A 22,927-nucleotide genomic window follows, 5' to 3' on the forward strand; every position below is an offset into this window, starting at 1 on the left:
AATGCTGCCCTATGCGCAGGCGGCGTCGTGCGTGCGGATCGAGGCGCGCTAAAAGCCTGTCCCCGATGCGCTCCGACGCGCCCGTCGTGCGGACAGAAAAAAGCCGGGCAGGCGCCCGGCTCTCGTGTTTCGCTCGAAGTCAGTCGCGGCGGCCTTCGACCGGCTTGCCGTCGACCGTGCCTTCCTTGAGCATGATCTGGTATTCCTTGCCGTCCTTCTCCACCTGGTGCAGGCGCACCAGCAGGTGGCCCCAGTCCTTGGCGAACCACAGCACGGTCTTGCGCGCGCTCTGGGTGGGGTCGCGCACCCGCTCGACCTTGATCGCGTCGATCAGGCCGGCCTTGGTGCGCACCACTTCCTCGCCGAGCACGCGGAAGTCGTAGGTCTCGATCTCGTCGCCGTCCACCACCTGGTAACTCATGCTCTGCTTGCCGGCGGCGACGTCCTGCTGCAGGGCGAGTTGGTAGGTCGACTTGTCCTGCAGACCGCGGTTGAGCGGGAAGCGTACCGCGTCGCCGCGGTCGTTGCCGAGCACCTGCTTCTGTTCCCAGTCGAAGTCCTGCTCGACGGTCTTGCCCTTGCCCAGGCCGCTGCGGTTGAAGCGGTAGGTCAGCGGCAGCAGGGCCTGGTTGTCGACGCGGAAGGTGCTTTGCTCGGTGAGGCTGGCGACCAGCATCGAGGCCTCGAAATTGAGGGTCCAGCGGCCGTCGTCCTCGCGCTTGAGGCTGCGCTCGGCGCTGCCGCTGACCGGAAGCTGCTTCCAGTCCGCGGTGTAGCTGGCGGAGAAGGGTTGCAGCTCGCTGGCGAGGGCGGGCAGGCTGAGCAGGGTCAGGGCGAACAGCAGGGCACGACGCATAGAGTCTCCTAGGTTCGAATCAGGTGGCCGCTGGCGGGCAGCGGCTGGCCATCCAGCATTGCGCCTTGGGCGCCAAGACGCAAGCGGCCCTCGGCGAACCAGCGCACGGCCAGCGGATAGATCTGGTGCTCCTGGCGGTGCACGCGTTGGGCCAGGCTGTCGGCGCTGTCGTCTGCGGCAACCGGCAGCACAGCTTGTACGACCAGAGGGCCGCCATCGAGTTCCTCGGTGACGAAGTGCACGCTGCAGCCGTGCTCGGTGTCGCCGGCCTCCAGCGCCCGCTGATGGGTGTGCAGGCCCTTGTGTTTGGGTAGCAGCGAGGGATGGATATTCAGCAGGCGGCCGGCGTAGTGCTGGACGAAGCCCGGGGTGAGGATGCGCATGAAACCGGCCAGCACCACCAGCTCGGGCTGGTGGGCGTCGATGGCCTGGATCAGCGCCGCGTCGAACGCCTCGCGGCCGTCGAACTGCTTGTGATCGAGCACCGCGGTGGCGATCCCGGCGGCCTGCGCGCGCCGCAGGCCGTAGGCATCGGCGCGGTTGGAGATCACCGCGGCGATGCGTGCCGGGTTGCCGTCATCGGCGCTGCTGTCGATCAGCGCCTGCAGGTTGCTGCCCGATCCGGAGATCAGGACGACGACGTTGCAGGGCATCAGTGGGCTTTCAGGTTGTTCAGCTGAACCTGGGCCGCGCCTTCGCCCGCCACGGCGATCTGGCCGATCACCCAGGGCGCTTCGCCGCTGGCGCGCAGGCTGGCCAGGGCGGTCTCGACCTGGTCCTGGGCGACGCAGATGACCATGCCGACGCCGCAGTTGAGCACGCGGTGCATCTCGTGCTCGTCGACATTGCCTTGCTGCTGCAGCCAGTCGAACACCGCCGGGCGCTGCCAGCTGGCCACGTCGACCACGGCCTGGGCGCCTTGCGGCAGTACGCGCGGGATGTTGTCGAGCAGGCCGCCGCCGGTGATGTGGGCCATGGCCTTGACCGCGCCGGTGTCCTTGATCAGCTTGAGCAGCGGCTTGACGTAGATGCGCGTCGGCGCCATCAGCAGGTCGGCCAGGGCCTTGCCGTCCAGTTGCACCTGTTCGATGTCGGCACCGGAGACTTCGATGATCTTGCGGATCAGCGAGTAGCCGTTGGAGTGCGGGCCGGAGGAGGGCAGGGCGATCAGCGCGTCGCCGGCGACCACCTTGGAGCCGTCGATGATCTCGCTCTTCTCCACCACGCCGACGCAGAAGCCGGCCAGGTCGTAGTCTTCGCCTTCGTACATGCCCGGCATCTCGGCGGTTTCACCACCGACCAGGGAGCAGCCGGCCAGCTCGCAGCCGGCGCCGATGCCGGTGACCACGGTGGCGGCCACGTCGACGTTGAGCTTGCCGGTGGCGTAGTAGTCGAGGAAGAACAGCGGCTCGGCGCCGCACACCACCAGGTCGTTGACGCACATGGCGACCAGGTCCTGGCCGATGCTGTCGTGCTTGTTCAGGTTCAGCGCCAGGCGCAGCTTGGTGCCGACGCCGTCGGTGCCGGACACCAGCACCGGCTGCTTGTAGCCGGCCGGGATCTCGCACAGGGCGCCGAAGCCACCCAGGCCCCCCATGACTTCCGGACGCGCGGTGCGCTTGGCCACGCCTTTGATGCGTTCGACCAGGGCCTCGCCGGCATCGATGTCGACGCCTGCGTCCTTGTAGCTGATGGAGGGTTGCTTGCTCATAGATCCGGGCCTTTGGATGGGGAGTTCGTGTAGGCGCCGATGTGGCGGGGCCCGTGCAGGGGCCCGGCGCATGCACCGGCTGGCGAAGGCGCGCGATTTTATCAGGCTTGCCCGGTAGCGGCCACTCGCGTGCATGCGCTTCGTCGCGGGCAAGCGCTCAGGTTGCCGGGGCTGGAGCGGCTGTTTAAGGTATACGCCTTTGCGCACGGACTCCGTGCCATCACCCGTCTGCGAGAGCCCGCCATGCGCCTGTCCGTCCGCCCGATCCTGTTCTGTCTGTCGCTGCTGTGCCTGCCGGCCCTGGCCGCGCCGGTCGCCGGCCTGTATCAGGTGCGCGAGGCGGTGGCCGACCAGCAGCCGGAGACCCGCGACGCGGCCATGCAGCGTGCCCTGCAGACCCTGGTGCAGCGCCTGACCGGCGATGCCGAGGCGCTGCAGAGCACCAAGCTGGAGGGCCTGCGCCAGGATCCGCAACAGATCGTCAGCCAGTACGGCTACGAGGGCGATGTGCTGCTGGTGGAGTTCGACCCGGCCAGCACCGAGCGCCAGCTGCGCCAGGCCGGGCTGGCCCTGTGGGGGGCCAATCGCCCGGCGATTCTCACCTGGTGGCTCGCCGAGTCGGCCGAGGGCAGCCAGTTGATCGGCGAGAGCCAGGGCCCCGCGACGATGCTGCGCGACGCCGCCCAGCACCGCGGCCTACCGCTGCGCCTGCCGCTGGCGGACCTCAGCGAGCAGCTGCTGGCCACGCCGGAGGCCCTGGCGGCCAACGATCCGCAGGCGCTGCGCGAGGCCTCCGAACGCTACGCCGCCGACGCCCTGCTGGCGGTGCAGGCGAGCGAGAGCGGCGGCACCTGGCAGGCGACCTGGCGCCTGTGGCTGGGCGACGAGCGCGAGCAGGGCAAGGCCGAGGCCGCCGATCCGGCAGCGCTGGCCGATGCCGTGTTGCTGGCGGTCAGCCAGCGCCTGGCCCCGCGTTTTCTGGTCAAGCCGGGCGCGGCCGAGAGCCTGACCCTGGTGATCGAAGGCGCCGACCTGAGCCGTTTCGCCGCCCTGGAGCGCCTGCTAGAGCCGTTCGCCGCGCGCCTGCAGGCGATCGACGGGCAGCGCCTGACCTACCAGGTCAACGCCAGCCCGGAACAACTGCGTGCGCAACTGGCCCTGGGCCAGTTGCAGGAGGTCGCCGAGCCGCAGGGCGCCGCTGCACCGGTCGACAGCGCCGACGCCGGCACGGAAGCGGCGCCGCAGGTGCTGCCGCGCAGCAACCAACTGCGTTTCCGCTGGTAAACTGCAGCGCCCTGGCCATGTGCCGCGCCAGGGCTCCATCCGCGGCGCCGGTCGGGCGCCGTTTCGCATCGAGGACGCGAGCATGACCGATTCCACCCGCTGGCTATGGATGGCTGGGCTGTTCCTGCTCGCCTGGCTGCTGTACCTGCTGCAACCGATTCTCTCGCCCTTTCTGATCGGCATCCTGCTGGCCTACCTGGGCGATCCGCTGGTCGATCGCCTCGAACGGCAGCGCCTGTCGCGCACTGCCGGGGTGACGGTGGTGTTCGCCCTGTTTGGCCTGGCGCTGCTGGTGCTGCTGTTGGTGCTGGTGCCCATGCTCGGCCGCCAGCTGGCGCGGCTGTACCAGCTGGCGCCGGAAATACTCGACTGGCTGCAGGGCACCGCCTTGCCCTGGACGCAGGCACATTTCGGCCTGAACGACGACTTCTGGCAGTTCGACCAGCTCAAGGCGGCCTTCTCCGAGCACCTGGGCAAGACCACCGACGTGCTCAAGACGGTGCTGGCCCAGGCCACGTCCTCGGGCCTGGCGCTGCTGGCCTGGCTGGGCAACCTGCTGCTGATTCCGGTGGTGAGCTTCTACCTGATGCGCGACTGGGACCTGCTGGTCGAGCGCCTGCGCCGCCTGCTGCCGCGCCAGCGCGAGGCGCTGGTGGTCAGGCTGGTGGGCGAGTGCCACGAGGTGCTCGGCGCCTTCCTGCGCGGTCAGTTGCTGGTGATGCTGGCGCTGAGCGTCATCTACGCCGCCGGGCTGATGCTGGTGGGTCTGGAACTGGGCCTGCTGATCGGCGTGCTGGCCGGTCTGGCCAGCATCGTGCCCTATATGGGCTTTATCGTCGGCATCGGCGCGGCGGTCACCGCGGCGCTGTTCCAGTTCGGCCTGGAGCCCTATCCGCTGCTGGGTATCGCCGCCGTGTTCATGGTCGGCCAGTTGCTCGAAGGCATGCTGCTGACCCCGCTGCTGGTGGGCGACCGCATCGGCCTGCATCCGGTGGCGGTGATCTTCGCCATCCTCGCCGGCGGCCAGCTGTTCGGCTTCACCGGCGTGCTGCTGGCCCTGCCGGTGGCGGCGGTGATCATGGTTCTGCTGCGCCATGCCCATGATTTGTATAAACTTTCCGGCCTTTACGGAGAGTCCAACAGCGGTTCCGACGAACCGCCGAGCCCGGCATGAAACCAATCCAGCTTCCCCTCGGCGTACGTTTGCGTGACGACGCCACCTTTGCCAACTACTACCCCGGCGCCAATGCCGCGGCGCTGGGCTATGTCGAGCGGCTGTGCGAGGCCGACGCCGGCTGGACGGAAAGCCTGATCTACCTCTGGGGCGCCGAGGGCGTCGGCCGCAGCCATCTGCTGCAGGCCGCCTGCCTGCGCTTCGAGCAGCGCGGCGAGGCGGTGGTCTACCTGCCGCTGGGCGAGGTGGTGCAGCACGGGCCCGAGCTGCTCGACAACCTGGAACTGTGCGAGCTGGTCTGCCTCGACGATCTCGACGCGGTGGCCGGGCGCAGCGACTGGGAGGAGGGCCTGTTCCACCTGTTCAACCGCCTGCGCGACAGCGGCCGGCGCCTGCTGCTGGCCGGCACCGTGTCGCCGCGCGAGCTGCCGGTGCAACTGCCGGACCTGAAGTCGCGGCTGACCCTGGCGCTGGTGTTCCAGCTGCACGAGCTGGCCGACGAGGACAAGCTGCGCGCCCTGCAACTGCGCGCCTCGCGCCGTGGCCTGCAGCTGAGCGACGAGGTCGGACGCTTCATCCTCACCCGTGGCGAGCGCAGCATGAGCGCGCTGTTCGAGCTGCTCGAACGCCTCGATCAGGCTTCGCTGCAGGCCCAGCGCAAGCTGACCATTCCCTTCCTCAAGGAAACCCTGGGCTGGTAGACGCCCTGGCCCGGATGCATTCCGCGGCCAGGGCCCCGTCATTCCCGGATTGCATCCGGGCTACGCCTCGAGTTGCGCCTATTCCCCGGCCAGCTTGCGGTCGTACTGGAAGCGCCAGCGGGTGTAGAGCAGGGCGCTGCAGAACAGGCCGAGGCTGATCACCGCTTCCAGGGCGCCGAACACTGCGCGGGCCGGGTCGATGGCGGCCAGCACGCCCTGGATGAAGTAGAGATTGACCACGAAGCAGGCCCAGGCGTGGGTGCGGGCGTTGCCCAGCAGCAGGCCGGGGGCGAGCAGCGCCAGCGGCAGCAGCTGGATCGCCAGGACCACGCCGATGCGGGCGCCGTGCAGGTCGGCGAAGGCCAGGTTCCACACCAGCAGCAGCGTCAGCAGGGCGAAAAAGCTCAGCAGGCTGAGGGCGCGGCTGAGCTTCAGCCGGGGTTGCAGCCAGTCGAGGCTGGGCAGCGGTTTCTTCGCGCGGGCCACATCAGTTCTCCAGTTTGCCGGCGGTTTGCGCCAGGCGTTGGCCGAGGGCGCGGCACAGGGCGATCTCGTGTTCGTCCAGCGGCCGCTTGCCGTCGCCGCCGGCGTGGTGGCTGGGGCCGTAGGGGGTGCCGCCGCCGCGGGTATCGAGCAGCGCCGACTCGCTGTAGGGCAGGCCGCAGACCAGCATGCCGTGGTGCAGCAGCGGCAGCAGCATCGACAGCAGGGTGGTTTCTTGGCCGCCGTGCAGGCTGGCGGTGGAGGTGAATACGCCGGCGGGCTTGCCCACCAGTTCGCCGGTCAGCCACAGGCTGCTGGTGCCGTCGAGGAAGTATTTCAGCGGGGCGGCCATGTTGCCGAAACGGGTCGGGCTGCCCAGGGCCAGGCCGGCGCAGTGCCTCAGGTCGTCCAGGGTCGCATAGGGCGCGCCCTCGTCGGGAATGGCTGGGGCCACCGCCTCGCATTCGCTGGACACCGCCGGCACCGTGCGCAGGCGTGCCTCCAGGCCGGCCAGCTCGACGCCGCGGGCGATCTGCCGGGCCATCTGCGCGGTAGCGCCGTGGCGGCTGTAGTAGAGCACCAGGATATAGGGCGCGCTCATGCCAGCAGCTCCAGCACCTTCTCCGGCGGACGGCCGATCACCGCCTTGTCGCCGGCCACCAGGATCGGCCGTTCGATCAGTTTCGGATGGCGCACCATGGCCTCGATCAGCTGTGCCTCGCTGAGGCTGGCATCGGCCAGGCCCAGGGTCTTGTATTCGTCCTCGCCGCTGCGCAGCAGCTCCCGCGCGGCGATGCCCAGCTTGCCCAGCAGGCTCTTGAGCTGCTCGGCACTGGGCGGGGTTTCCAGGTAGCGCACCACGGTCGGCTGCAGGCCGCGGGCTTCGAGCAGCTCCAGGGCGCCGCGGGATTTCGAGCAGCGCGGGTTGTGATAGAGGGTCAGGTCGGTCATGGTGGGTCGCATCCGGCTTGAAGTGGCGGCTATTCTAACCGGGTCGGTTGGCTGTGGTTAGCTAAGGAGAGGGCATGCACCATCGCGTGAAGGATTGGCTGGAGTTCTGGCTGACCCTGTCTCGGCGTTTCGTCCAGAATCGCGGTGCCGGCAGCGCCGCGGCGTTGACCTACACCACGCTGTTCGCGGTGGTGCCGATGATGACCGTGACCTTCGCCATGCTCTCCGCCGTTCCGGCCTTTCAGAACGTCGGCGAGGATATCCAGGGCTTTATCTTCCGCAACTTCGTGCCCTCCACCGGCGAGACGGTGCAGCAGTACCTGCGTGAGTTCACCGTGCAGGCGCGGCAGTTGACCTGGCTCGGCGTGGGGCTGCTGGCGGTGACCGCCTTCCTCATGCTGGTGACCATCGAGAAGACCTTCAACCACATCTGGCGGGTGCGCCAGCCGCGCCGCGGCATGTCCAGCTTCCTGCTGTACTGGGCGATTCTCAGCCTGGGCCCGCTGCTGCTCGGCGCCGGCTTCGCCGTCAGCACCTACATCACCTCGCTGTCGCTGATCTCCGGGCCGGATGCGCTGCTCGGCGCCAAGACACTGCTCGGCTTCATGCCGCTGCTGTCCAGCGTGGCGGCCTTCACCCTGCTCTATGCGGCGGTGCCCAACACCCGCGTGCCGCTGCGCCATGCCCTGCTCGGCGGGTTGTTCAGCGCGCTGCTGTTCGAGCTGGCCAAGTCGCTGTTCGGCCTCTATGTCAGCCTGTTCCCCGGCTACCAGCTGATTTACGGCGCCTTCGCCACGGTGCCGCTGTTTCTGCTGTGGATCTACCTGTCCTGGTTGATCGTGCTGCTCGGTGCCGAACTGGTCTACGGGCTGTCGCAGCCGCGCCACTGGCGGCGTCAGCCGTTGCCGCGCACGCTGGTGCTGCTGGGCGTGCTGCGCCTGCTGCTGCAGCGCCAGCAACGCGGCGAGGCGCTGCGCCATGCGGATATGCAACGCGCCGGCTGGAGCTTGCCGGAAGACGAGTGGGGCGAGGTGCTGGATTTTCTCGAGCGCGAGCAACTGGCCTGTCGCGCCAGCGGCGGTTGGGTGCTATGCCGCGACCTGCATCGCTTCAGTCTGCAGCAGCTGCTGGAGCGCAGCCCCTGGCCGTTGCCGCGCCTGGCGCAGTTGCCGGCGCAGCTCGACGAGCCCTGGTTCCCGGCGCTGCGTCAGGCGCTGGAGCGATTGCAGGCCGAGCGCGCCGAGCTGTTCGGCGCCAGCCTGGCGGACTGGCTGGCTGGGCCGGGGTGACAAAAAACGTCAGTTTGCGGCGTCCGTCTTCCGCAGCGCTGTCATGGCGATGGCCTGGACGCCAGGCGATGGGGCTACGGATGGGCTGGCACGCTTCTGGCTAAGGCAGTATCAGTTGCTATCGAACTGCCAGCAGGGCAGGGGTCGCTAAGGGTATTGGCAGTAATGACTGGTCGCAAAGACAAGGTAATCCATCTGCATCGGCGTGACCCGCAGGGGGCGCTGACGCGGCTCAACCGCATCACCGGGCTGCACTTCGCGCGCTGGCCGGAGTCGCTGCTGGCGCATGCCGAGCAGGATGCGCAGCCACCGGCCGAGGCGTCGCCGCCGTTACCGGCCAGCCCCGGGGTTTCCTCCGGTTGAAACGAAAACCCCGCGACTGAGCGCGGGGTTCGGCAGCCATTCGCCAGGCGCTCAAGCCATGGCCTGGCGGCTCTCGCTGCTGGCCAGTTCGACGGCCTGGACGAAGAATTCCTCGACCACCAGGCTCTGCGCCGGCACCGCCGAGCGCAGGCGTACCTGCATGTCCTCGATCTTCTGCTTGACCGGCATGCGGGCGATGCCCGACAGCAGGATCTTGCCCTGGGCGCTGACCTTGCCGTGGTCGACGTTGACCTCGCGGCGCTTGTCGCCGTCGCGGTAGCTGACCAGCAGCGACACCGGCAGGTTGGCCAGGCCCGGCAGTTGCAGCCAGGCCGCGACATTGTATTCGGCCACCCGGCCCTCGTAGGGCGTGACCTGCAGGCGGGCGACGTCGACGATGCGCGAGGGCACGGAGCCGATCAGCTTGTCTTGTGCTTGGGACATGACGGGATTCCAGGCTGATAGCGAATTAAATGAAACACCAGTGCCAGGAATTATAAGCAGGCCGCCACGGCCGAAACTGTGCACTCTGCAGACAGGCGGCGTGACTGGCCTCGCAGTTTCGCGTATCGGAACCTGCTCAAAGGCTCGCGAGCCAGAGGCATGCAGTACCGATGGCGGCCCCGCAAGAACAGGCGAGGACCGCTCGGAGTCGCGCTCGACTTTACGAGTAAGCAGTCCGAGCCTGTTTTTAACGCAGCAGGCTTTGCGTTGGTTTCCAGGCCAGTTTCAAGGGATGACGGCTGACCGAGGGCGTCTCCAGGTTGCTCGCCGGCAGCGGCAGGATCGCCTGGTTGTGCACGCTGGCCAGTTGCAGCCAGAGGTGCTCGCCGGCGGCGAACTGGCCGTTGGGCAGCCACACCCCGTGGTGCCAGCCGTTGCCCGGCGCCGGGGTGCTCTGCAGCACGCCGGGGTGGGTCTGGGCATTGGGCGCGCGGCGCAGCCAGACCGGGCGCGGCAGGCCCTTGAGATAGCGCAGGCCCAGGTGCAGACCCTCGCTGTTGAGGTGGCGCCAGCGCACCAGGGCCAGGGTCGGGGTGCCGTTGGTGAGCAGCAGCACCAGTTGGCCGACCTGCAGCTGACCGCCCTCGTTGGCATTGCACAGCAGGCCCGCGCCGCCGGGGCTGGCGTCGAGGATATGGGCTTCGGTGCGCTGCGGCAGCTTGTCCAGCAACTGGGCGTGGATGGCCGGCAGGCCGATCACCAGGCTGCACTGGCCGTCGAGCTCAGCGCGTTCGTGGCGGCGTTGCTGGCGCCCCAGCCAGTGCTGGCGCACCTGCTCGAGCAACTGGCGCTCTGCCTGGCTCTGCAGCGGTGCCGGCTCGTGCAGGGCGATCAGCAGGGCGCCCAGCTCGAAGCGGCGCAGGTAGGCCTTGTCGCCCTCGATGCGCTGCTCGAACGCCAGGCAGGCCTGCGACTCGCTGAGATCGACTATCGGGCCCTCGGCCTCGTCCTCCTCGTCCCAGGGCAGCAGGCGCGCCAGGCTGGCCAGGGGGGCGAGGGCGGCGAACAGGGTGGCGCACTCGCCTTCGGCCAGGTGGAAGGGGTTGCTCAGGGCCAGCAGCAGCATCTGCTGGTACAGGCCGCGCAGGGTGCTGGCCGGCCTGGGCTGGAAGGCGGCGGCGACCGGTTCGTCCAGGCACTGCTGGTGTTCGCCGATCCAGTACAGCAGGTGGCTGTCGCGCCACAGCGCCGCCGGCGGTTCCTGGTACAGCTGGAAGTGGCGCAGCAGCTGCTGGGCGAGGAAGTGCTGGGCCATGTACAGGCACCAGGCCAGGTGCGGGCGCGACGGCTGGCGACCCTGGAGGATCTGCAGCAGCAGGCGCTTGAAGCCGATCGCCAGCTCGCCGCACAGGCGCACGAACAGTGCGCTCGGCGTGTGGCCGCGGCCCAGCAGGGCGGCATAGTGGCGGTATTCGTCGCTGAAATTTTGCAGCGCGCGTTGCCTTTCCAGTAAGGTCAGGCCGCTGCGGTTGAGCGTGAACAGCAGGCCGAGCACCTGTTGCAGGCCGTGTTCGGGCTCCAGGTGGCGGGCGGCGGCGAGCTGTTCGGCGATTTCTGCCGGCGCGGCGGCGCCGTCTTCGCGGATGTCGGGTACTTCCAGGCGCAGGGCATCCAGCGTCATATCAACCCCGGGTGGACGAGGATCGAATACATGGGCTTACGGCTCCGGATGGTCTGCAAGGCTGTTATAGGTATCTGCGCCGGTCTGCTGCTGGCTGGTTGCGCCGAGGACTTCGGCCTCGACCAGTATGGACGAAAGGTACCGGCTGGCAGCGTCGATGGCCAGTGGCTAGTCATTAATTATTGGGCCGAGTGGTGCGCCCCCTGCCGCACCGAGATTCCCGAACTCAACGCCCTGGCCAAACAGCTCGAGGGGCGCTCGGCGCGGGTGCTCGGGGTCAACTTCGACGGCCTTGCGGGCGAGGATCTCAAGCGCGTCTCCGAGGCCTTCGGCATCGCCTTCACCGTGCTAGCCGTCGACCCGGCGCCGCGCTTCCAGTTGCCGCGCAACGACGTGCTGCCGGTGACCTATATAGTCGACGCCGACGGCAAGCTGCGCGAGCGCCTGGTCGGCGAGCAGACCGCCGCCGGCCTGCTGGCGCATCTCGAGCGCTTGCGCGGCGAATAAGGACGCGTTGCCCCAAGCAACTTGGGGCTGGTCGTAGGTTGGCGCTGAGCGCAGCGAAGCCCAACGGGGAGCACGCATTGCTCCGCGCGACGCTCCTTGATTCGTCGGGCTTCGGCGCTGCGCGCCTCGACCCAACCTACGGCGAAATATTGCGCCCGCTCACCAGCCCGGCACCCCGCTCATGTCCGGCAGCTGGTGGGCGATGCCCTTGTGGCAGTCGATGCAGGTGGCGGAGCCTTCGGCCAGGGCGCTGGAGTGCATCTGCCGGGCGCGCGGGCTCTGCTTGGTGAAGTCCATGTAGTCGAAGTTGTGGCAGTTGCGGCACTCCAGCGAGTCGTTGGCCTTGAGCCGCGCCCATTCGTGCTCGGCCAGTTCGCGGCGCATGGCGAGGAACTTGTCGCGGGTGTTGATGGTGCCGAAGATCTTGCCCCAGACCTCCTTCGACGCCTGCATCTTGCGCGCGATCTTGTCCGTCCACTGGTGCGGCACGTGGCAGTCCGGGCAGGTGGCGCGCACCCCGGAACGGTTGCTGTAGTGGATGGTGTCCTGCAGCTCGACGTAGACGTTGTCGCGCATCTCGTGACAGGAAATGCAGAACTGCTCGGTGTTGGTCGCCTCCAGCGCGGTGTTGAAGCCGCCCCAGAAGATGATCCCGGCGATAAAGCCGCCGAGGGTGAGAAACCCCAGGCTGTAGTGCACGCTCGGGCGACGCAGGATGCCCCAGTAGTCCTTGAGCAGGGCCAGTAATGACTTCATGAATTCTCCTCAGGGCTGCGCCGCGCCGGCCGCTTCACCCTGCAGCAGGCGGTCGATGTTCTGGAAGCTGTTGCCCACCAGCGGCTGCACTTCCTTCTGCGGCACATGGCACTGGGTGCAGAAGTAGCGCCGCGGCGATACCGCCGCCAGCGCCTGGCCGTCGCGATCCATGTAGTGGGTGATGCTGATCATCGGCGCCTGGCTGCGCGCGCTGTTGGCGCGGCTGTGGCAGGCCAGGCACTTGTTGCCGTTGGCGTCGACCTGGTAGCCGCGGATGCTGTGGGGGATGGTCGGCGGCTGTTCGGGGTAGTTGCGCTCGCGCTTGAGGTCCTTGTTTTCCTCGTTGGCGATCACCGGTGCCGGTAGCGTCTGGCTGAGGGTGCCGCCGGGACGGCGGCCGTCCGGCGCCGGGGCGTCGAGGGGGTAGTCGAGCTCGGCCGCGACGGCCAGGCCGAAGGCGGCGAGCAGTAGCAGGGGCAGATGACGCAGGCTCATGGCGATGCTCCTCAGGCCAGGCTGACCAGTTCGATCTTCACCGCACACTTCTTGTAGTCGGTCTGCTTGGAGATCGGGTCGGTGGCGTCCAGGGTGACCTTGTTGATCAGCTTGTTGGCGTCGAAGAAGGGCACGAACACCAGGCCGCGCGGCGGTTTGTTGCGCCCGCGGGTTTCCACCCGGGCGCGTATCTCGCCGCGCCGGCTGACCAGCTTGACCTCGCTGCCGCGCCGCGCGCCGAGGGTCTTGGCGTCGTCCGGGTGCATGTACACCAGGGCGTCGGGCACCGCGCCGTGCAGTTCCTCGACGCGCTGGGTCATGCTGCCGGTGTGCCAGTGCTCCAGCACCCGGCCGGTGCTGAGCCAGAACGGGTAGTCGCTGTCCGGTGCCTCGGCCGGCGGCTCGTAGGGCAGGGCGAAGATGATCGCGCGCTTGTCCGGGTGACCGTAGAACTGCACGCCGCTGCCTTTCTCGACATAGGGATCGAGGCCCTCGCGGTAGCGCCAGCGGGTTTCCGCGCCGTCCACCACCGGCCAGCGCAGGCCGCGCTCGGCGTGGTAGGCGTCGAACGGCGCCAGGTCGTGGGCGTGGCCGCGGCCGAACTGGGCGTATTCCTCGAACAGGCCCTTCTGCAGGTAGAAGCCGAAGGCCTCGGCCTCGTCGTTGGCGTAGCCGGCCTCGATCTGCTCGCGCGGGAACTGGTCGACCTGGCCGTTGGCGAACAGCACCTGGTACAGGGTCTTGCCTTTGTAGGCCGGCGCCTTGGCCAGCAGCTCGGCGGGCCAGACCTCGTCGGTGGTCAGGCGCTTGGAGAATTCCACCAGCTGCCAGAGATCGGATCTGGCCTCGCCCGGCGCTTTGACCAGCTGGTGCCAGAACTGCGTGCGGCGCTCGGCGTTGCCGTAGGCGCCTTCCTTCTCCACCCACATGGCGCTGGGCAGGATCAGGTCGGCGGCCTGGGCCGAGACGGTGGGGTAGACGTCGGAGACCACGACAAAGGCCTGCGGGTTGCGCCAGCCCGGCAGCACCTCCTGCATGATGTTCGGCCCGGCCTGCATGTTGTTGCTGGCCTGGGTCCAGTAGACCTTGAGCACGCCGTCCTTGAGCTTGCGGCTCTGCTCGACGGCGTGGAAGCCGACCTTCTCCTGGATGGTGCCCGGCGGCAGCTTCCAGATCTTCTCGGCGGTTTCGCGGTGCTTGGGGTTGGTCACCAGCAGATCGGCCGGCAGGCGGTGGGCGAAGGTGCCCACCTCGCGCGCGGTGCCGCAGGCCGAGGGCTGGCCGGTGAGCGAGAAGGGGCTGTTGCCCGGCTCGCTGATCTTGCCGGTGAGCAGGTGCAGGTTGTAGATCAGGTTGTTGGCCCACACCCCGCGGGTGTGCTGGTTGAAGCCCATGGTCCAGAACGACATGACCTTGCGCTTGGGGTCGGCGTACAGCTCGGCCAGGGCCTTGAGCCGCTCGGCCGGCACGCCGCTCTCCTTGGCGGTGCGCTCCAGGGTGTAGGGCTTGACGAAGGCGGCGAAGGCCTCGAACGACATGTCGTTCCAGGTGTTGGCCTTGGCCGCGTTCTTGGCCTGCTGCTCCAGCGGATGGTCGGCGCGCAGGCCGTAGCCGATATCGTCGGTGCCCTTGGCGAACCTGGTGTGCCGGGCGACGAAGTCCTGGTTCACCGCGCCGCTTTCGATTATGTGATTGGCGATGTAGTTGAGGATCAGCAGGTCGCTCTGCGGGCTGAACACCATGGGGATGTCGGCCAGGTCGAAGCTGCGGTGCTCGAAGGTCGACAGCACCGCCACCTGCACGTGTGGATGGCTCAGGCGGCGGTCGGTGACCCGGCTCCACAGGATCGGGTGCATCTCGGCCATGTTCGAGCCCCACAGGACGAAGGCGTCGGCTGCCTCGATATCGTCGTAGCAGCCCATCGGCTCGTCCATGCCGAAGGTGCGCATGAAGCCCATCACCGCCGAGGCCATGCAGTGGCGCGCGTTGGGGTCGATGTTGTTGCTGCGCAGGCCGGCCTTCATCAGCTTGTTGGCGGCGTAGCCTTCCCACACCGTCCATTGCCCGGAGCCGAACATGCCGACCGCCTCGGGGCCCTGCTCGGCGATCGCCTGCTTGGTCTTCTGCGCCAGGATGTCGAAGGCCTGCTCCCAGCTCACCGGCTGGAATTCGCCCTGCTTGTGGTAGGCGCCGTCCTGCATGCGCAGCAGCGGCTGGGTCAGGCGGTCGACGCCGTACATGATCTTCGACAGGAAGTAGCCCTTGACGCAGTTCAGGCCGCGGTTGACCTCGGCCTTGACGTCGCCGTGGGTGGCCACCACGCGGTTGTCCTTGGTCGCCACCATCACGCTGCAGCCGGTGCCGCAGAAGCGGCAGGGCGCCTTGTTCCAGTCCAGGCGGGTCATGTCCGCCTCGGTGACCAGGTTGCTCGCCGTGCTGGCGAGCGGCAGGCCGGCGGCGGCCGCGGCGATGGCGGCGGCATTGGCCTTGGCGAATTGACGGCGGGTTAGCTTCATTCGGTATCTCCCTCCAGCAGACTGTTGAAAAACTACCTGCGTTACCATTGCTGCGTTAAAAACAGGCTCGGACTGCTCATTTACAACTCGTAAACTCCGCGTCCTCGCCTGTTTTTGCCTTGCACTGGCTGCCTCGCCTACGTTTTTCAACGGTCTGCTTCAGCGAGGAGTTCGTGATAGACCAGGGCGGCGTTGAGCACGCCGGGCAGGGCGTTGATCTGCTCGATGCGTTCGAGAATCTGCCGCTCGTGCTCGGCCTCCAGCACCACCACCAGCTTGCCCTGCGGGCTTTCCTGGTGCAGTTCGAGGCCGTCGAGGCGGCGCAGGTTGGCCTTCACCGCCTCGAACAGTTCGGGGCGGACCTGTACCAGCAGGCTGGCGATGTGCAGGGCTTCGGCCATGTTCCGTGGCTCCAGGGGTAGTCGGGATCAGCTGGGCGGGCCGGGCGGCCCCAGCAGCATCTGCATGAACCAGATGAAAAAGCCGTAACCACCGACCAGGGCGATGGACAGCAGGGGAAAGAGGCAGACGACCAGGAACAGGAACAGGCGGGTTTCCTTGCCCTTCGGGGTGGCTTCGGCAGCGGGTTTGCGCATGCGATCGACTCCGTTCTCGCGTCGCTTTCAGGCTAGACCCTATAAGCAGTACGGGCAAAAGCCGTTGAGCTGGATCAAGGCAAATGGTTTGCGTCCGCCCGCGCGGCGCGCAGCGCTTGTGCCAGTGCGGCGCAGCCAGGTTGATAGGTAGCGTGCTAAGCTTTTTACCGGCCGTTCCGGCGCCCTGTTTCGTGAGTCCGTTCCATGTCCGCTACCCATCTCGCTCGCGGCACCGCCGCCTACCGGCGTGCCACCCTGGCGCTGTTCTGTGCCGGTTTCGCCACCTTCGCCATGCTCTATTGCGTGCAGCCCCTGCTGCCGCTGCTGGCGGCGCATTTTCGCGTGTCGGCGGCCAGCAGCAGCCTGGCGCTGTCGCTGACCACCCTGAGCCTGGCGCTGTGCCTGCTGGTATCCGGCGCGCTGGCCGAGAGCTGGGGGCGCAAACCGGTGATGGCCGGCGCCCTGGGCCTGGCCGCGTTGCTCGGCATCGCCTGCGCGCTGGTGGAGAGCTGGAACCACCTGCTGTGGCTGCGCGCCTTGCTCGGCCTGGCCCTGAGCGGCCTGCCGGCACTGGCGATGGCCTACGTCGGCGAGGAGTTCGACCCGGACGCGCTGCCTGCGGCCATGGGCCTGTACATCGGCGGCACCGCCCTGGGCGGGCTGCTCGGGCGTCTGCTGGCCGGCCTGCTCAGCGATCTCGGCGGCTGGCCCTGGGCGCTCGGCGGCATCGCCGGCCTCGGTCTGCTGGCGCTGGCGCTGTTTCTCTGGCTGCTGCCGCCGTCGCGGCATTTCCGCGCCCAGCCGCTGTCGCTGCGCGGGCTGCTCGGCAACTTCGCCCTGCACCTGGGCAACCCGCGGCTGCGCCTGCTGTTCGCCCTGGCCTTCCTGCTCATGGGCGGCTTCGTCGCCCTGTTCAACTACGTCGGCTTTCGCCTGGCCGCGGCGCCGTTCAACCTCTCGGCCACGGTGATCGGCCTGCTGTTCACCGTCTACCTGCTGGGCATCTTCAGCGCCGGCTGGTCCGGCCGGCTGGTGCCGCGTTTCGGCGCGCGCCGGGTGCTGCTCGGCGGCATCGCGCTGATGCTGCTCGGCGTGGCCCTCTGCGCGACACCCTGGCTGAGCGCCGCGGTGGCCGGCCTGGCGCTGTTCACCCTGGGCTTCTTCGCCGCCCATGCGGTGGCCAGCGGCCAGGTCGGCGCCCACGCCCAGGGCGCCAAGGCGCAGGCCTCGGCGCTGTACCTGTGCGCCTACTACCTGGGTTCCAGCCTGGTCGGCTACGGCGGCGGCTACGTCTGGGAACACGCCGGCTGGCTGGCGCTGCTGGCCGTGCTGGCGACCCTGTTCCTCCTCGCCGCGGCCCTGGTGCGGCGGTTGTAGACGCTCTGTGAGTCGTTCAGGCGAGGTTCAAGGAGGGTTCAGTAGGGGTTCAGTGGCCTTCGGGCAGACTGCTTGTCGAGTCAGTCAACAACCGATCCGCGAGGTAATCCCGATGAAACCCACCCTGAACCGCATCGCCCTGGCCACTCTACTTTCCTGCGCCGCCGTCGGCGCCCAGGCCGCCGACAGCTTCGTCGGCCTGACCTGGGGCCAGACCAGCAACAACATCCAGAAATCCAGCGCGCTGAACGCCAACCTCAACGATCCCAAGCTCGACAAGGCGATCCACGACAGCGGCACCTGGGGCGTGCGCGCCGGCCAGCAGACGGCCGACAGCCGCTACTACGCCACCTACGAAAACGTCTCCGACAGTCACAACGGCTACAAGCTGCGCCAGCAGAACCTGCTCGGCAGCTACGACCTGTTCGTCCCGCTGGGCGACAACAATACCAAGCTGTTCGGCGGCGTCAGCGCCGGCCTGGTCAAGCTGGAGCAGGAGAGCCGCGGTTTCTCGCGCGACAGCGACATCGGCTACGCCGCGGGCCTGCAGGCCGGTATCCTGCAGGAACTCAACCGCAATACCTCGATCGAAGCGGGTTATCGTTACCTGCGCAGCAACGCCAGCACCGAAATGGCGCCGCACGGCGCGGCCAAGGCCGGCTCGCTGGACCTGCACAGCAGCTCGCAGGTCTACCTCGGCGCCAACTATGCCTTCTGAGGTTCACGCCATTAACCGCGGCCGGGCCTCTTGCCCGGCCTGCCAGCCAATAGGGGATGCGTCATGAAATTGTTGGTGGTGGAAGACGAAGCGCTGCTGCGCCACCATCTGTTCACCCGTCTCAGCGAGCAGGGCCACGTCGTCGACGCCGTGCGCACCGCCGAGGAGGCGCTGTACCGGGCCGAGTCCTACAACCACGACCTGGCCCTGGTCGACCTCGGCCTGCCCGGCATGAGCGGCATCGACCTGATCCGCCAGCTGCGCAGCCAGGACAAGAACTTCCCGATCCTGATCCTCACCGCCCGCGGCAACTGGCAGGACAAGGTCGAAGGGCTGTCCTGCGGCGCCGACGACTACGTGGTCAAGCCGTTCCAGTTCGAGGAACTGGAGGCGCGCCTGAACGCCCTGCTGCGGCGCTCCTCGGGCTTCACCAAATCGACCATCGAGGCCGGCGGCCTGGTGCTCGACCTGAACCGCAAGCAGGCCACGGTGGACGAGCAGCCGCTGCAGCTGACCGCCTACGAGTACCGCATCCTCGAATACCTGATGCGCCATCACCAGCAGGTGGTGGCCAAGGAACGGCTGATGGAGCAGCTCTACCCGGGCGACGAGGAGCGCGACCCCAACGTCATCGAAGTGCTGGTCGGGCGCCTGCGCCGCAAGCTGGAGGCGGCCCTCGGCGGCAAGCCGATCGAGACCGTGCGCGGCCAGGGCTACCTGTTCAACGAGCGCTGCAAGTGAGTCGCAGCCGCGCCTACCTGCGCCGGCTGCGGGCGCGCCTGGGCTCGCTGCGCCTGCGCCTGATGCTGGGCACCGCGGTGCTGGCGGTGCTGTTCATGCTGGTGCTGCTGCCGGTGCTGCAGGGCGTGTTCAACATGGCCCTGGAGCAGACCGTGGAAAAGCGCCTGGCCTCCGACGCCGCCGCGCTGATCTCCGCCGCGCGCATCCACGATGGCCAGCTGCGCATGCCGGAGAAGATGCCGGACGAGGAGTTCGATAACCTCGACTCGCACCTGCTCGGCTTCATCTACGACCGCGACGGCCGCCTGCTGTGGCGCTCGCGCTCCTCCGAGGACGAGGCGATCCGCTACCAGCCGCGCTACGACGGCCGCGGCCACGAGTTCGCCCGCGTGCGCGACGAGCACGGCGAGGAATTCTTCCTCTACGACATCGAGGTCGACCTGCTGCGCGGCAACGCCGCCGCCTTCAGCATCGTCACCATGCAGCCCACCAGCGAGTACCAGAAGCTGTTCGACGGCTTCGTCTGGCGCCTCAAGCTGTGGCTGGGCATCGCCCTGCTGGCGCTGCTCGGCCTGCTCTGGTTCGGCCTGACCTGGGGCTTTCGCAGCCTGCGCGGCCTGAGCGACGAGCTGGACGGCGTCGAGGCCGGCACCCGTCAGCACCTGAGCGACCAGCACCCGCGCGAACTGCTGCGCCTGACCGGCTCGCTCAACCGCCTGCTGGACAGCGAGCGGCGCCAGCGCGAACGCTACCGCGACTCCCTGGAAGACCTGGCGCACAGCCTGAAAACCCCGCTCAGCGTGCTCCAGGGCCTCGGCGAAACCCTCGCCGGCCAGCCGGCCAACCGCGACCAGGCGCAGCTGATGCAGGCGCAGATCGAACGCATGAGCCAGCAGATCGGCTACCAGCTGCAGCGCGCCAGCCTGCGCCGCAGCGGCCTGGTGCGCCACCGCGAGGCCGTATGGCCGCTGCTCGACGGCCTGTGCCTGTCGCTGGACAAGGTCTACCGCGACAAGCGCGTGCAGGTGGACGTGCAGGTGGCCGAGCACAGCCAGATCAGCATGGAGCGCGGCGCGCTGATGGAACTGCTCGGCAACCTGCTGGAAAACGCCTACCGCCTGTGCCTGCACCGCGTGCGCGTGAGCCTGGAGGAACTGCCCGACGGCTGCCGCCTGACCATCGAGGACGACGGCCCCGGCGTGCCCGCCGACCAGCGCGCCCGCGTGCTGCGCCGCGGCGAACGGCTGGATGCGCAAAACCCGGGGCAGGGCATCGGCCTGGCGGTGGTGCAGGACATCATCGACAGCTACGACGGCGAACTGAGCCTAGAGGATTCGCCGCTGGGCGGCGCCTGCTTCAGGGTGCGCCTGTACGATTGAGCCCGCGCCCGCTGCACGCCCTGTAGCAGTGGCTTCAGCCGCGAAGCCGTCGCCGCCAATCGCATCCCGGTGGAGGGGCTAGCCGCTGCGCTGCGACGGCCCGAACGTCACCCGCGGCGACTGACCGGGCGTATAGGCGTGACCCGTTCGCTCACTCCGCGGCCTCGGGCGCGCGCAAAGCCTTGCTGTAGTAGCCCGACTGATCGAAGCAGCAGACCCGCTGTTTGCCCTCGCCGAGCATGGCGCAGGCATCGGCGATACGCTTGGCGCGGGTCTTGGCCTGCTTGGCCGACTCGATCCAGTGAATCCAGTCCAGCCGCGCGATAGTCGTCGTCGCGTCCCAGACGCTGCGCGCCGCGGGCGCGGCGGCCAGTGCCGCGGCCAGATCCGCCGGCACCTGCGGCTCGGGCTCCTCCGCCACGGGCTCGATTTCCAGCGTGACCAGATCGCCGACACTCGCGCCCGCCGCCTGCAGCAGGTCGCTATCCACCCGCAGCCAATGACTCAACTGGCCATCCGGCTCGAGCCTGGCGCGGAACGGCTGGCTATTGAGGCGGCCGTCCACGCTGGTCCTGCCGCGCCTCGGCAGCTTCCCGCTCACCTCCCGCGGCAGCACCACGAATGCCCAGGAGGGCTCGCCAGCCGGCAGGCGAGGGCGCAGCAGTTGTGCCTGGAACTGGGCGTTTTTATCCGTTTGAGGCATTGGGATAAATCCTTCGGGGTTGAGCCTAGGGGGCAGCCAAAACGCGTCGGCTGCTGTGGTCAGACTAGCGCGACGATGACGCTGGCCACGGAGCACACCCGGCTGGCCCCTGTTGTGCGAACTACAGAATGGCCCGGGCGATGCCCGACGCAAGCCGGATATACGAATACAACCGCGCTGACGACAGGTGCAAAAGCAAAGCTTTACTCACTGCTTGTGGGGAGAGTCCATATACCAGTTGTTAGCTCTCATTACGCGCAAGACGAATTAGATATTTCATTAGTGATGATGTTATTTCAAGAATAAATTCAATTTCTTGCTCATTTACTGCATCGTCGTGCTTTATGTATGAGTTGTGATATTTCGTGTAGTAATCAATTAATTTTACAAACATGCTGGATAGCTCTGGTGAGCCTCCTTTTTCTTTGAGTAACTGCCCTACATTTTGTATTTGATTCTCAAGAGATTTTCTGTTTTCAAATATTTTATGGAGCAATTTTTCAAGCGATAAGCGTAGGTCGTCTAGCAGGTTTCTACTGAACGCCCCGTGTCCGTATTTTTCGAGTGCTTGATTGTAAAGTGATTGGGCCTCCGCATAGCCATCAAGCCAGTGACGAGTTTCCTCTACCAGCGTTTCGTTTACTTCTGATGGCGTGTCGCGCGGGTCAAGATGAGAATAGCGTGTTACCAACTGTATTTTTAGCTTCTTTCTTTCAGGGTTTGGGGTTTCTGGAAAGGAGGGATGGTCACACAATTCTTTTATGATTCTATATTGCTGTTGCGGAGTGAAACACATCAAGTTATCAAGTAGGGCGGTTCGCTTATTCGGCGCTTCAAATGGATATGTTGGGTGCGTTAGATTTACACCGTGCTCAACACCGTATGCCGCAGTGATGCGGACTATATTTGGCCCACTCAGGCCGGAGTTCGTGTCAGCGAGAATGTCAGCTGCATATTGAACAAATACGATCGGCATTTCTTGAGTAAGCAAAGTTTTTCCTTTTAAGTGATAACGTTTGGTTAAGGGGCGGGCTTTAGCCCGTCCCAGTGAGCGAATCGAACGGTTTGAACCACTTGTTAGCCGTCAACTCACATACGTTTAACAAGAGACTTCACCCAAGACATTGCTACCTCAATTGCCCAATCTGTTTGTTCTAGGGTCAGCACAGGCATAGGCTCCGAACCTGGGCCATGACCCACCGTATTTCGCACTTTGCGAAAATAGTCTTTCAAGATATCGCCCTCCCAAACCTGCAGAAATTGACCATTGGCCTTACTGACTAGATTGTCGATGTAATTTGCGGCTCCCTTTTCTTTGCCGTGAGTCCAGCCTTTCTTATCGGAGATGATCTTGATGGTACTTTCGAGCGCCTTTGCTGCAAATAGCGCGGGATCCTTCGAGTTGGAATCCCTCCTATCCAAAGCTTCTTTCATGTCGATATCGACGTTTTCCCACAGTGGATCGGAAACAATCTCCCAGAAGGGCGTGGCTACCTGACTTTCCATCACTTCATCCGGTGACAACTGGACAAAGCCGTTGTGGTAGTTGAGAGGAACACTCGCTTGCCTGAAACGCTCGTTTAATTCGTTTACTTGGGAGTTGTACGCCGCGTTTGCCGACGCATTCCAAGATTTGACGCGATCAACTGAGCTTCCGGGGATTCGCATTCCACGCCGCGGAGCTGAGTCGCTAAGCTTTGCTTCCATAATCGCGTGAGGCAAATTTTCATTAAGTTGAGCAATTTCCTCGCCACGTAACCGTAAGCCAAGCTCAACGAAGCTAAGACGCTCTTTGATGAATTGATCCGGATTTAAGTCTCCTGGTACTTGAGCAGTGACAAATTGCTCACAAACATGAATCCACGAAAAGAAACCGGATACAGGATTGGTGCCTAGCGCGGTTGTTTGTTGGTACGAGTAGTACCGCTTAGAAAGTTCTGTGACGCCAAGCTCTCTGCAAAGTATGTCGTGCAGCGACTTCCATTTTTCTTCGCCACGTTTATCGACCTTGCCGCTTTCGTCGTAATACGGCAGAGCCTCTTTGACGATACCAAACGCTTGCGTCAGCAATCTCCGCTCATTTTCCGAGTACACCGACCATATCGGGGTGTTTTTGTATCGGTAAGAAAAGATATCTGTGAGCATCGGGGTTACTCAACTCTCCATTGACGGCTAACGTTTGGTTAAGGGGCCGGCTTTAGC

General features: G+C 66.3%; 26 protein-coding genes. 10 read left to right on the plus strand and 16 right to left on the minus strand.

All coding sequences use genetic code 11. The features are described from left to right. Window positions 1–139: 139 nt before the first annotated feature. From AC1G9C_RS07505 to purM, 3 genes are read right to left on the minus strand one after another with little or no spacing between them, the layout of a single operon-like run. Complete coding sequence (locus tag AC1G9C_RS07505; RefSeq protein ID WP_122108623.1) at window positions 140–856, minus strand: DUF3108 domain-containing protein; 717 nt, start codon at window positions 854–856, stop codon at window positions 140–142. A gap of 8 nt (window positions 857–864) precedes the next feature. Further along, window positions 865–1,509: a phosphoribosylglycinamide formyltransferase gene (purN, locus tag AC1G9C_RS07510; RefSeq protein WP_397496590.1), complete on the minus strand. Its 645-nt coding sequence runs from the start codon at window positions 1,507–1,509 to the stop codon at window positions 865–867. Beyond that, a complete protein-coding gene (gene purM / locus AC1G9C_RS07515; protein ID WP_021441843.1) occupies window positions 1,509–2,567 on the minus strand; it encodes a phosphoribosylformylglycinamidine cyclo-ligase in 1,059 nt (352 codons plus the stop codon). The genes purN and purM overlap by 1 nt, the downstream gene beginning before the upstream one ends. 243 nt (window positions 2,568–2,810) lie before the next feature. On the opposite strand from purM, the gene AC1G9C_RS07520 reads away from it, so the two are divergent. The 3 genes from AC1G9C_RS07520 to hda all read left to right on the plus strand — a co-directional run bounded on the left by AC1G9C_RS07520 (window position 2,811) and on the right by hda (window position 5,726). Continuing rightward, entirely contained in the window at window positions 2,811–3,851 is a 1,041-nt protein-coding gene (locus AC1G9C_RS07520; protein WP_480409881.1) for a DUF2066 domain-containing protein, read from the plus strand. 82 nt (window positions 3,852–3,933) lie between these two features. Further along, window positions 3,934–5,025, plus strand: a complete 1,092-nt coding sequence (locus AC1G9C_RS07525; RefSeq protein ID WP_021446438.1) for an AI-2E family transporter — start codon at window positions 3,934–3,936, stop codon at window positions 5,023–5,025. After that, window positions 5,022–5,726, plus strand: a complete 705-nt coding sequence (gene hda / locus AC1G9C_RS07530) for a DnaA regulatory inactivator Hda (protein WP_031304327.1) — start codon at window positions 5,022–5,024, stop codon at window positions 5,724–5,726. The genes AC1G9C_RS07525 and hda overlap by 4 nt, the downstream gene beginning before the upstream one ends. A 78-nt stretch (window positions 5,727–5,804) precedes the next feature. On the opposite strand, the gene AC1G9C_RS07535 is transcribed toward hda, so the two are convergent. Genes AC1G9C_RS07535 through arsC form a run of 3 tightly spaced genes read right to left on the minus strand, consistent with a single transcriptional unit; the run spans window position 5,805 to window position 7,160 of the window. Continuing rightward, entirely contained in the window at window positions 5,805–6,212 is a 408-nt protein-coding gene (locus AC1G9C_RS07535) for a DUF2069 domain-containing protein (RefSeq protein WP_021446436.1), read from the minus strand. Window position 6,213: 1 nt separating this feature from the next. Continuing rightward, window positions 6,214–6,810 carry an NAD(P)H:quinone oxidoreductase gene (wrbA, locus tag AC1G9C_RS07540; RefSeq protein WP_021446435.1) on the minus strand — a complete coding sequence of 199 codons (597 nt, stop codon included), beginning with the start codon at window positions 6,808–6,810 and terminating at the stop codon, window positions 6,214–6,216. Continuing rightward, window positions 6,807–7,160 (minus strand): arsenate reductase (glutaredoxin), encoded by a 354-nt coding sequence (arsC, locus tag AC1G9C_RS07545; protein ID WP_480409882.1) that lies wholly within the window; start codon window positions 7,158–7,160, stop codon window positions 6,807–6,809. Before arsC ends, wrbA begins: the two co-directional genes overlap by 4 nt. A 74-nt stretch (window positions 7,161–7,234) precedes the next feature. Between arsC and AC1G9C_RS07550 the strand changes: the two genes are divergently transcribed. After that, complete coding sequence (locus AC1G9C_RS07550; RefSeq protein ID WP_122108617.1) at window positions 7,235–8,449, plus strand: virulence factor BrkB family protein; 1,215 nt, start codon at window positions 7,235–7,237, stop codon at window positions 8,447–8,449. A gap of 165 nt (window positions 8,450–8,614) precedes the next feature. Then, on the plus strand, window positions 8,615–8,812 hold the full coding sequence (locus tag AC1G9C_RS07555; RefSeq protein WP_021446432.1) for a hypothetical protein: 198 nt from the start codon (window positions 8,615–8,617) through the stop codon (window positions 8,810–8,812). 51 nt (window positions 8,813–8,863) lie between these two features. Here AC1G9C_RS07555 and AC1G9C_RS07560 read toward each other — a convergent pair whose 3' ends face one another. After that, on the minus strand, window positions 8,864–9,256 hold the full coding sequence (locus AC1G9C_RS07560) for a hypothetical protein (protein WP_397496593.1): 393 nt from the start codon (window positions 9,254–9,256) through the stop codon (window positions 8,864–8,866). Window positions 9,257–9,503: 247 nt separating this feature from the next. After that, complete coding sequence (locus AC1G9C_RS07565; RefSeq protein WP_480409883.1) at window positions 9,504–10,937, minus strand: PilZ domain-containing protein; 1,434 nt, start codon at window positions 10,935–10,937, stop codon at window positions 9,504–9,506. 48 nt (window positions 10,938–10,985) lie between these two features. Between AC1G9C_RS07565 and AC1G9C_RS07570 the strand changes: the two genes are divergently transcribed. Then, window positions 10,986–11,444, plus strand: a complete 459-nt coding sequence (locus tag AC1G9C_RS07570) for a TlpA disulfide reductase family protein (RefSeq protein WP_397496637.1) — start codon at window positions 10,986–10,988, stop codon at window positions 11,442–11,444. Window positions 11,445–11,603: 159 nt separating this feature from the next. Here the strand turns inward: AC1G9C_RS07570 and AC1G9C_RS07575 are convergent, their stop codons facing one another. The 5 genes from AC1G9C_RS07575 to AC1G9C_RS07595 form a co-directional block, all read right to left on the minus strand. Then, entirely contained in the window at window positions 11,604–12,200 is a 597-nt protein-coding gene (locus AC1G9C_RS07575; RefSeq protein ID WP_457790051.1) for a cytochrome c3 family protein, read from the minus strand. 9 nt (window positions 12,201–12,209) lie between these two features. Then, window positions 12,210–12,695, minus strand: coding sequence for a nitrate reductase cytochrome c-type subunit (locus tag AC1G9C_RS07580; RefSeq protein ID WP_397496596.1), 486 nt, complete (start codon window positions 12,693–12,695; stop codon window positions 12,210–12,212). Between the two features lie 11 nt (window positions 12,696–12,706). Further along, the gene (napA, locus tag AC1G9C_RS07585) at window positions 12,707–15,211 is read right to left on the minus strand and encodes a nitrate reductase catalytic subunit NapA (protein WP_457790052.1); all 2,505 of its coding nucleotides are present in this window, start codon (window positions 15,209–15,211) and stop codon (window positions 12,707–12,709) included. A gap of 146 nt (window positions 15,212–15,357) precedes the next feature. Continuing rightward, window positions 15,358–15,612: a chaperone NapD gene (locus AC1G9C_RS07590; RefSeq protein WP_397496598.1), complete on the minus strand. Its 255-nt coding sequence runs from the start codon at window positions 15,610–15,612 to the stop codon at window positions 15,358–15,360. Window positions 15,613–15,639: 27 nt separating this feature from the next. Further along, window positions 15,640–15,807 (minus strand): periplasmic nitrate reductase, NapE protein, encoded by a 168-nt coding sequence (locus AC1G9C_RS07595; protein ID WP_021446424.1) that lies wholly within the window; start codon window positions 15,805–15,807, stop codon window positions 15,640–15,642. A 204-nt stretch (window positions 15,808–16,011) separates the two neighbouring features. Between AC1G9C_RS07595 and AC1G9C_RS07600 the strand changes: the two genes are divergently transcribed. The 4 genes from AC1G9C_RS07600 (at window position 16,012) to AC1G9C_RS07615 (ending at window position 20,022) form a co-directional block, all read left to right on the plus strand. Then, the gene (locus AC1G9C_RS07600; RefSeq protein WP_480409884.1) at window positions 16,012–17,184 is read left to right on the plus strand and encodes an MFS transporter; all 1,173 of its coding nucleotides are present in this window, start codon (window positions 16,012–16,014) and stop codon (window positions 17,182–17,184) included. Between the two features lie 112 nt (window positions 17,185–17,296). Beyond that, window positions 17,297–17,902 carry a porin family protein gene (locus tag AC1G9C_RS07605; RefSeq protein ID WP_021445707.1) on the plus strand — a complete coding sequence of 202 codons (606 nt, stop codon included), beginning with the start codon at window positions 17,297–17,299 and terminating at the stop codon, window positions 17,900–17,902. Window positions 17,903–17,965: 63 nt separating this feature from the next. Continuing rightward, a complete protein-coding gene (locus AC1G9C_RS07610; protein WP_397496602.1) occupies window positions 17,966–18,643 on the plus strand; it encodes a response regulator in 678 nt (225 codons plus the stop codon). Then, window positions 18,640–20,022 (plus strand): ATP-binding protein, encoded by a 1,383-nt coding sequence (locus AC1G9C_RS07615; protein WP_021445709.1) that lies wholly within the window; start codon window positions 18,640–18,642, stop codon window positions 20,020–20,022. Before AC1G9C_RS07610 ends, AC1G9C_RS07615 begins: the two co-directional genes overlap by 4 nt. Window positions 20,023–20,173: 151 nt before the next feature. Here AC1G9C_RS07615 and AC1G9C_RS07620 read toward each other — a convergent pair whose 3' ends face one another. From AC1G9C_RS07620 to AC1G9C_RS07630, 3 genes are all read right to left on the minus strand, one after another. Next, window positions 20,174–20,725 (minus strand): YdeI/OmpD-associated family protein, encoded by a 552-nt coding sequence (locus AC1G9C_RS07620; RefSeq protein ID WP_480409885.1) that lies wholly within the window; start codon window positions 20,723–20,725, stop codon window positions 20,174–20,176. A 241-nt stretch (window positions 20,726–20,966) separates the two neighbouring features. After that, a complete protein-coding gene (locus AC1G9C_RS07625; RefSeq protein WP_480409886.1) occupies window positions 20,967–21,716 on the minus strand; it encodes a hypothetical protein in 750 nt (249 codons plus the stop codon). Window positions 21,717–21,814: 98 nt separating this feature from the next. Beyond that, complete coding sequence (locus AC1G9C_RS07630) at window positions 21,815–22,870, minus strand: AbiJ-NTD4 domain-containing protein (RefSeq protein ID WP_480409887.1); 1,056 nt, start codon at window positions 22,868–22,870, stop codon at window positions 21,815–21,817. Window positions 22,871–22,927: the final 57 nt, after the last annotated feature.

The sequence above is a fragment of the Pseudomonas sp. ABa2 genome (assembly GCF_056676075.1).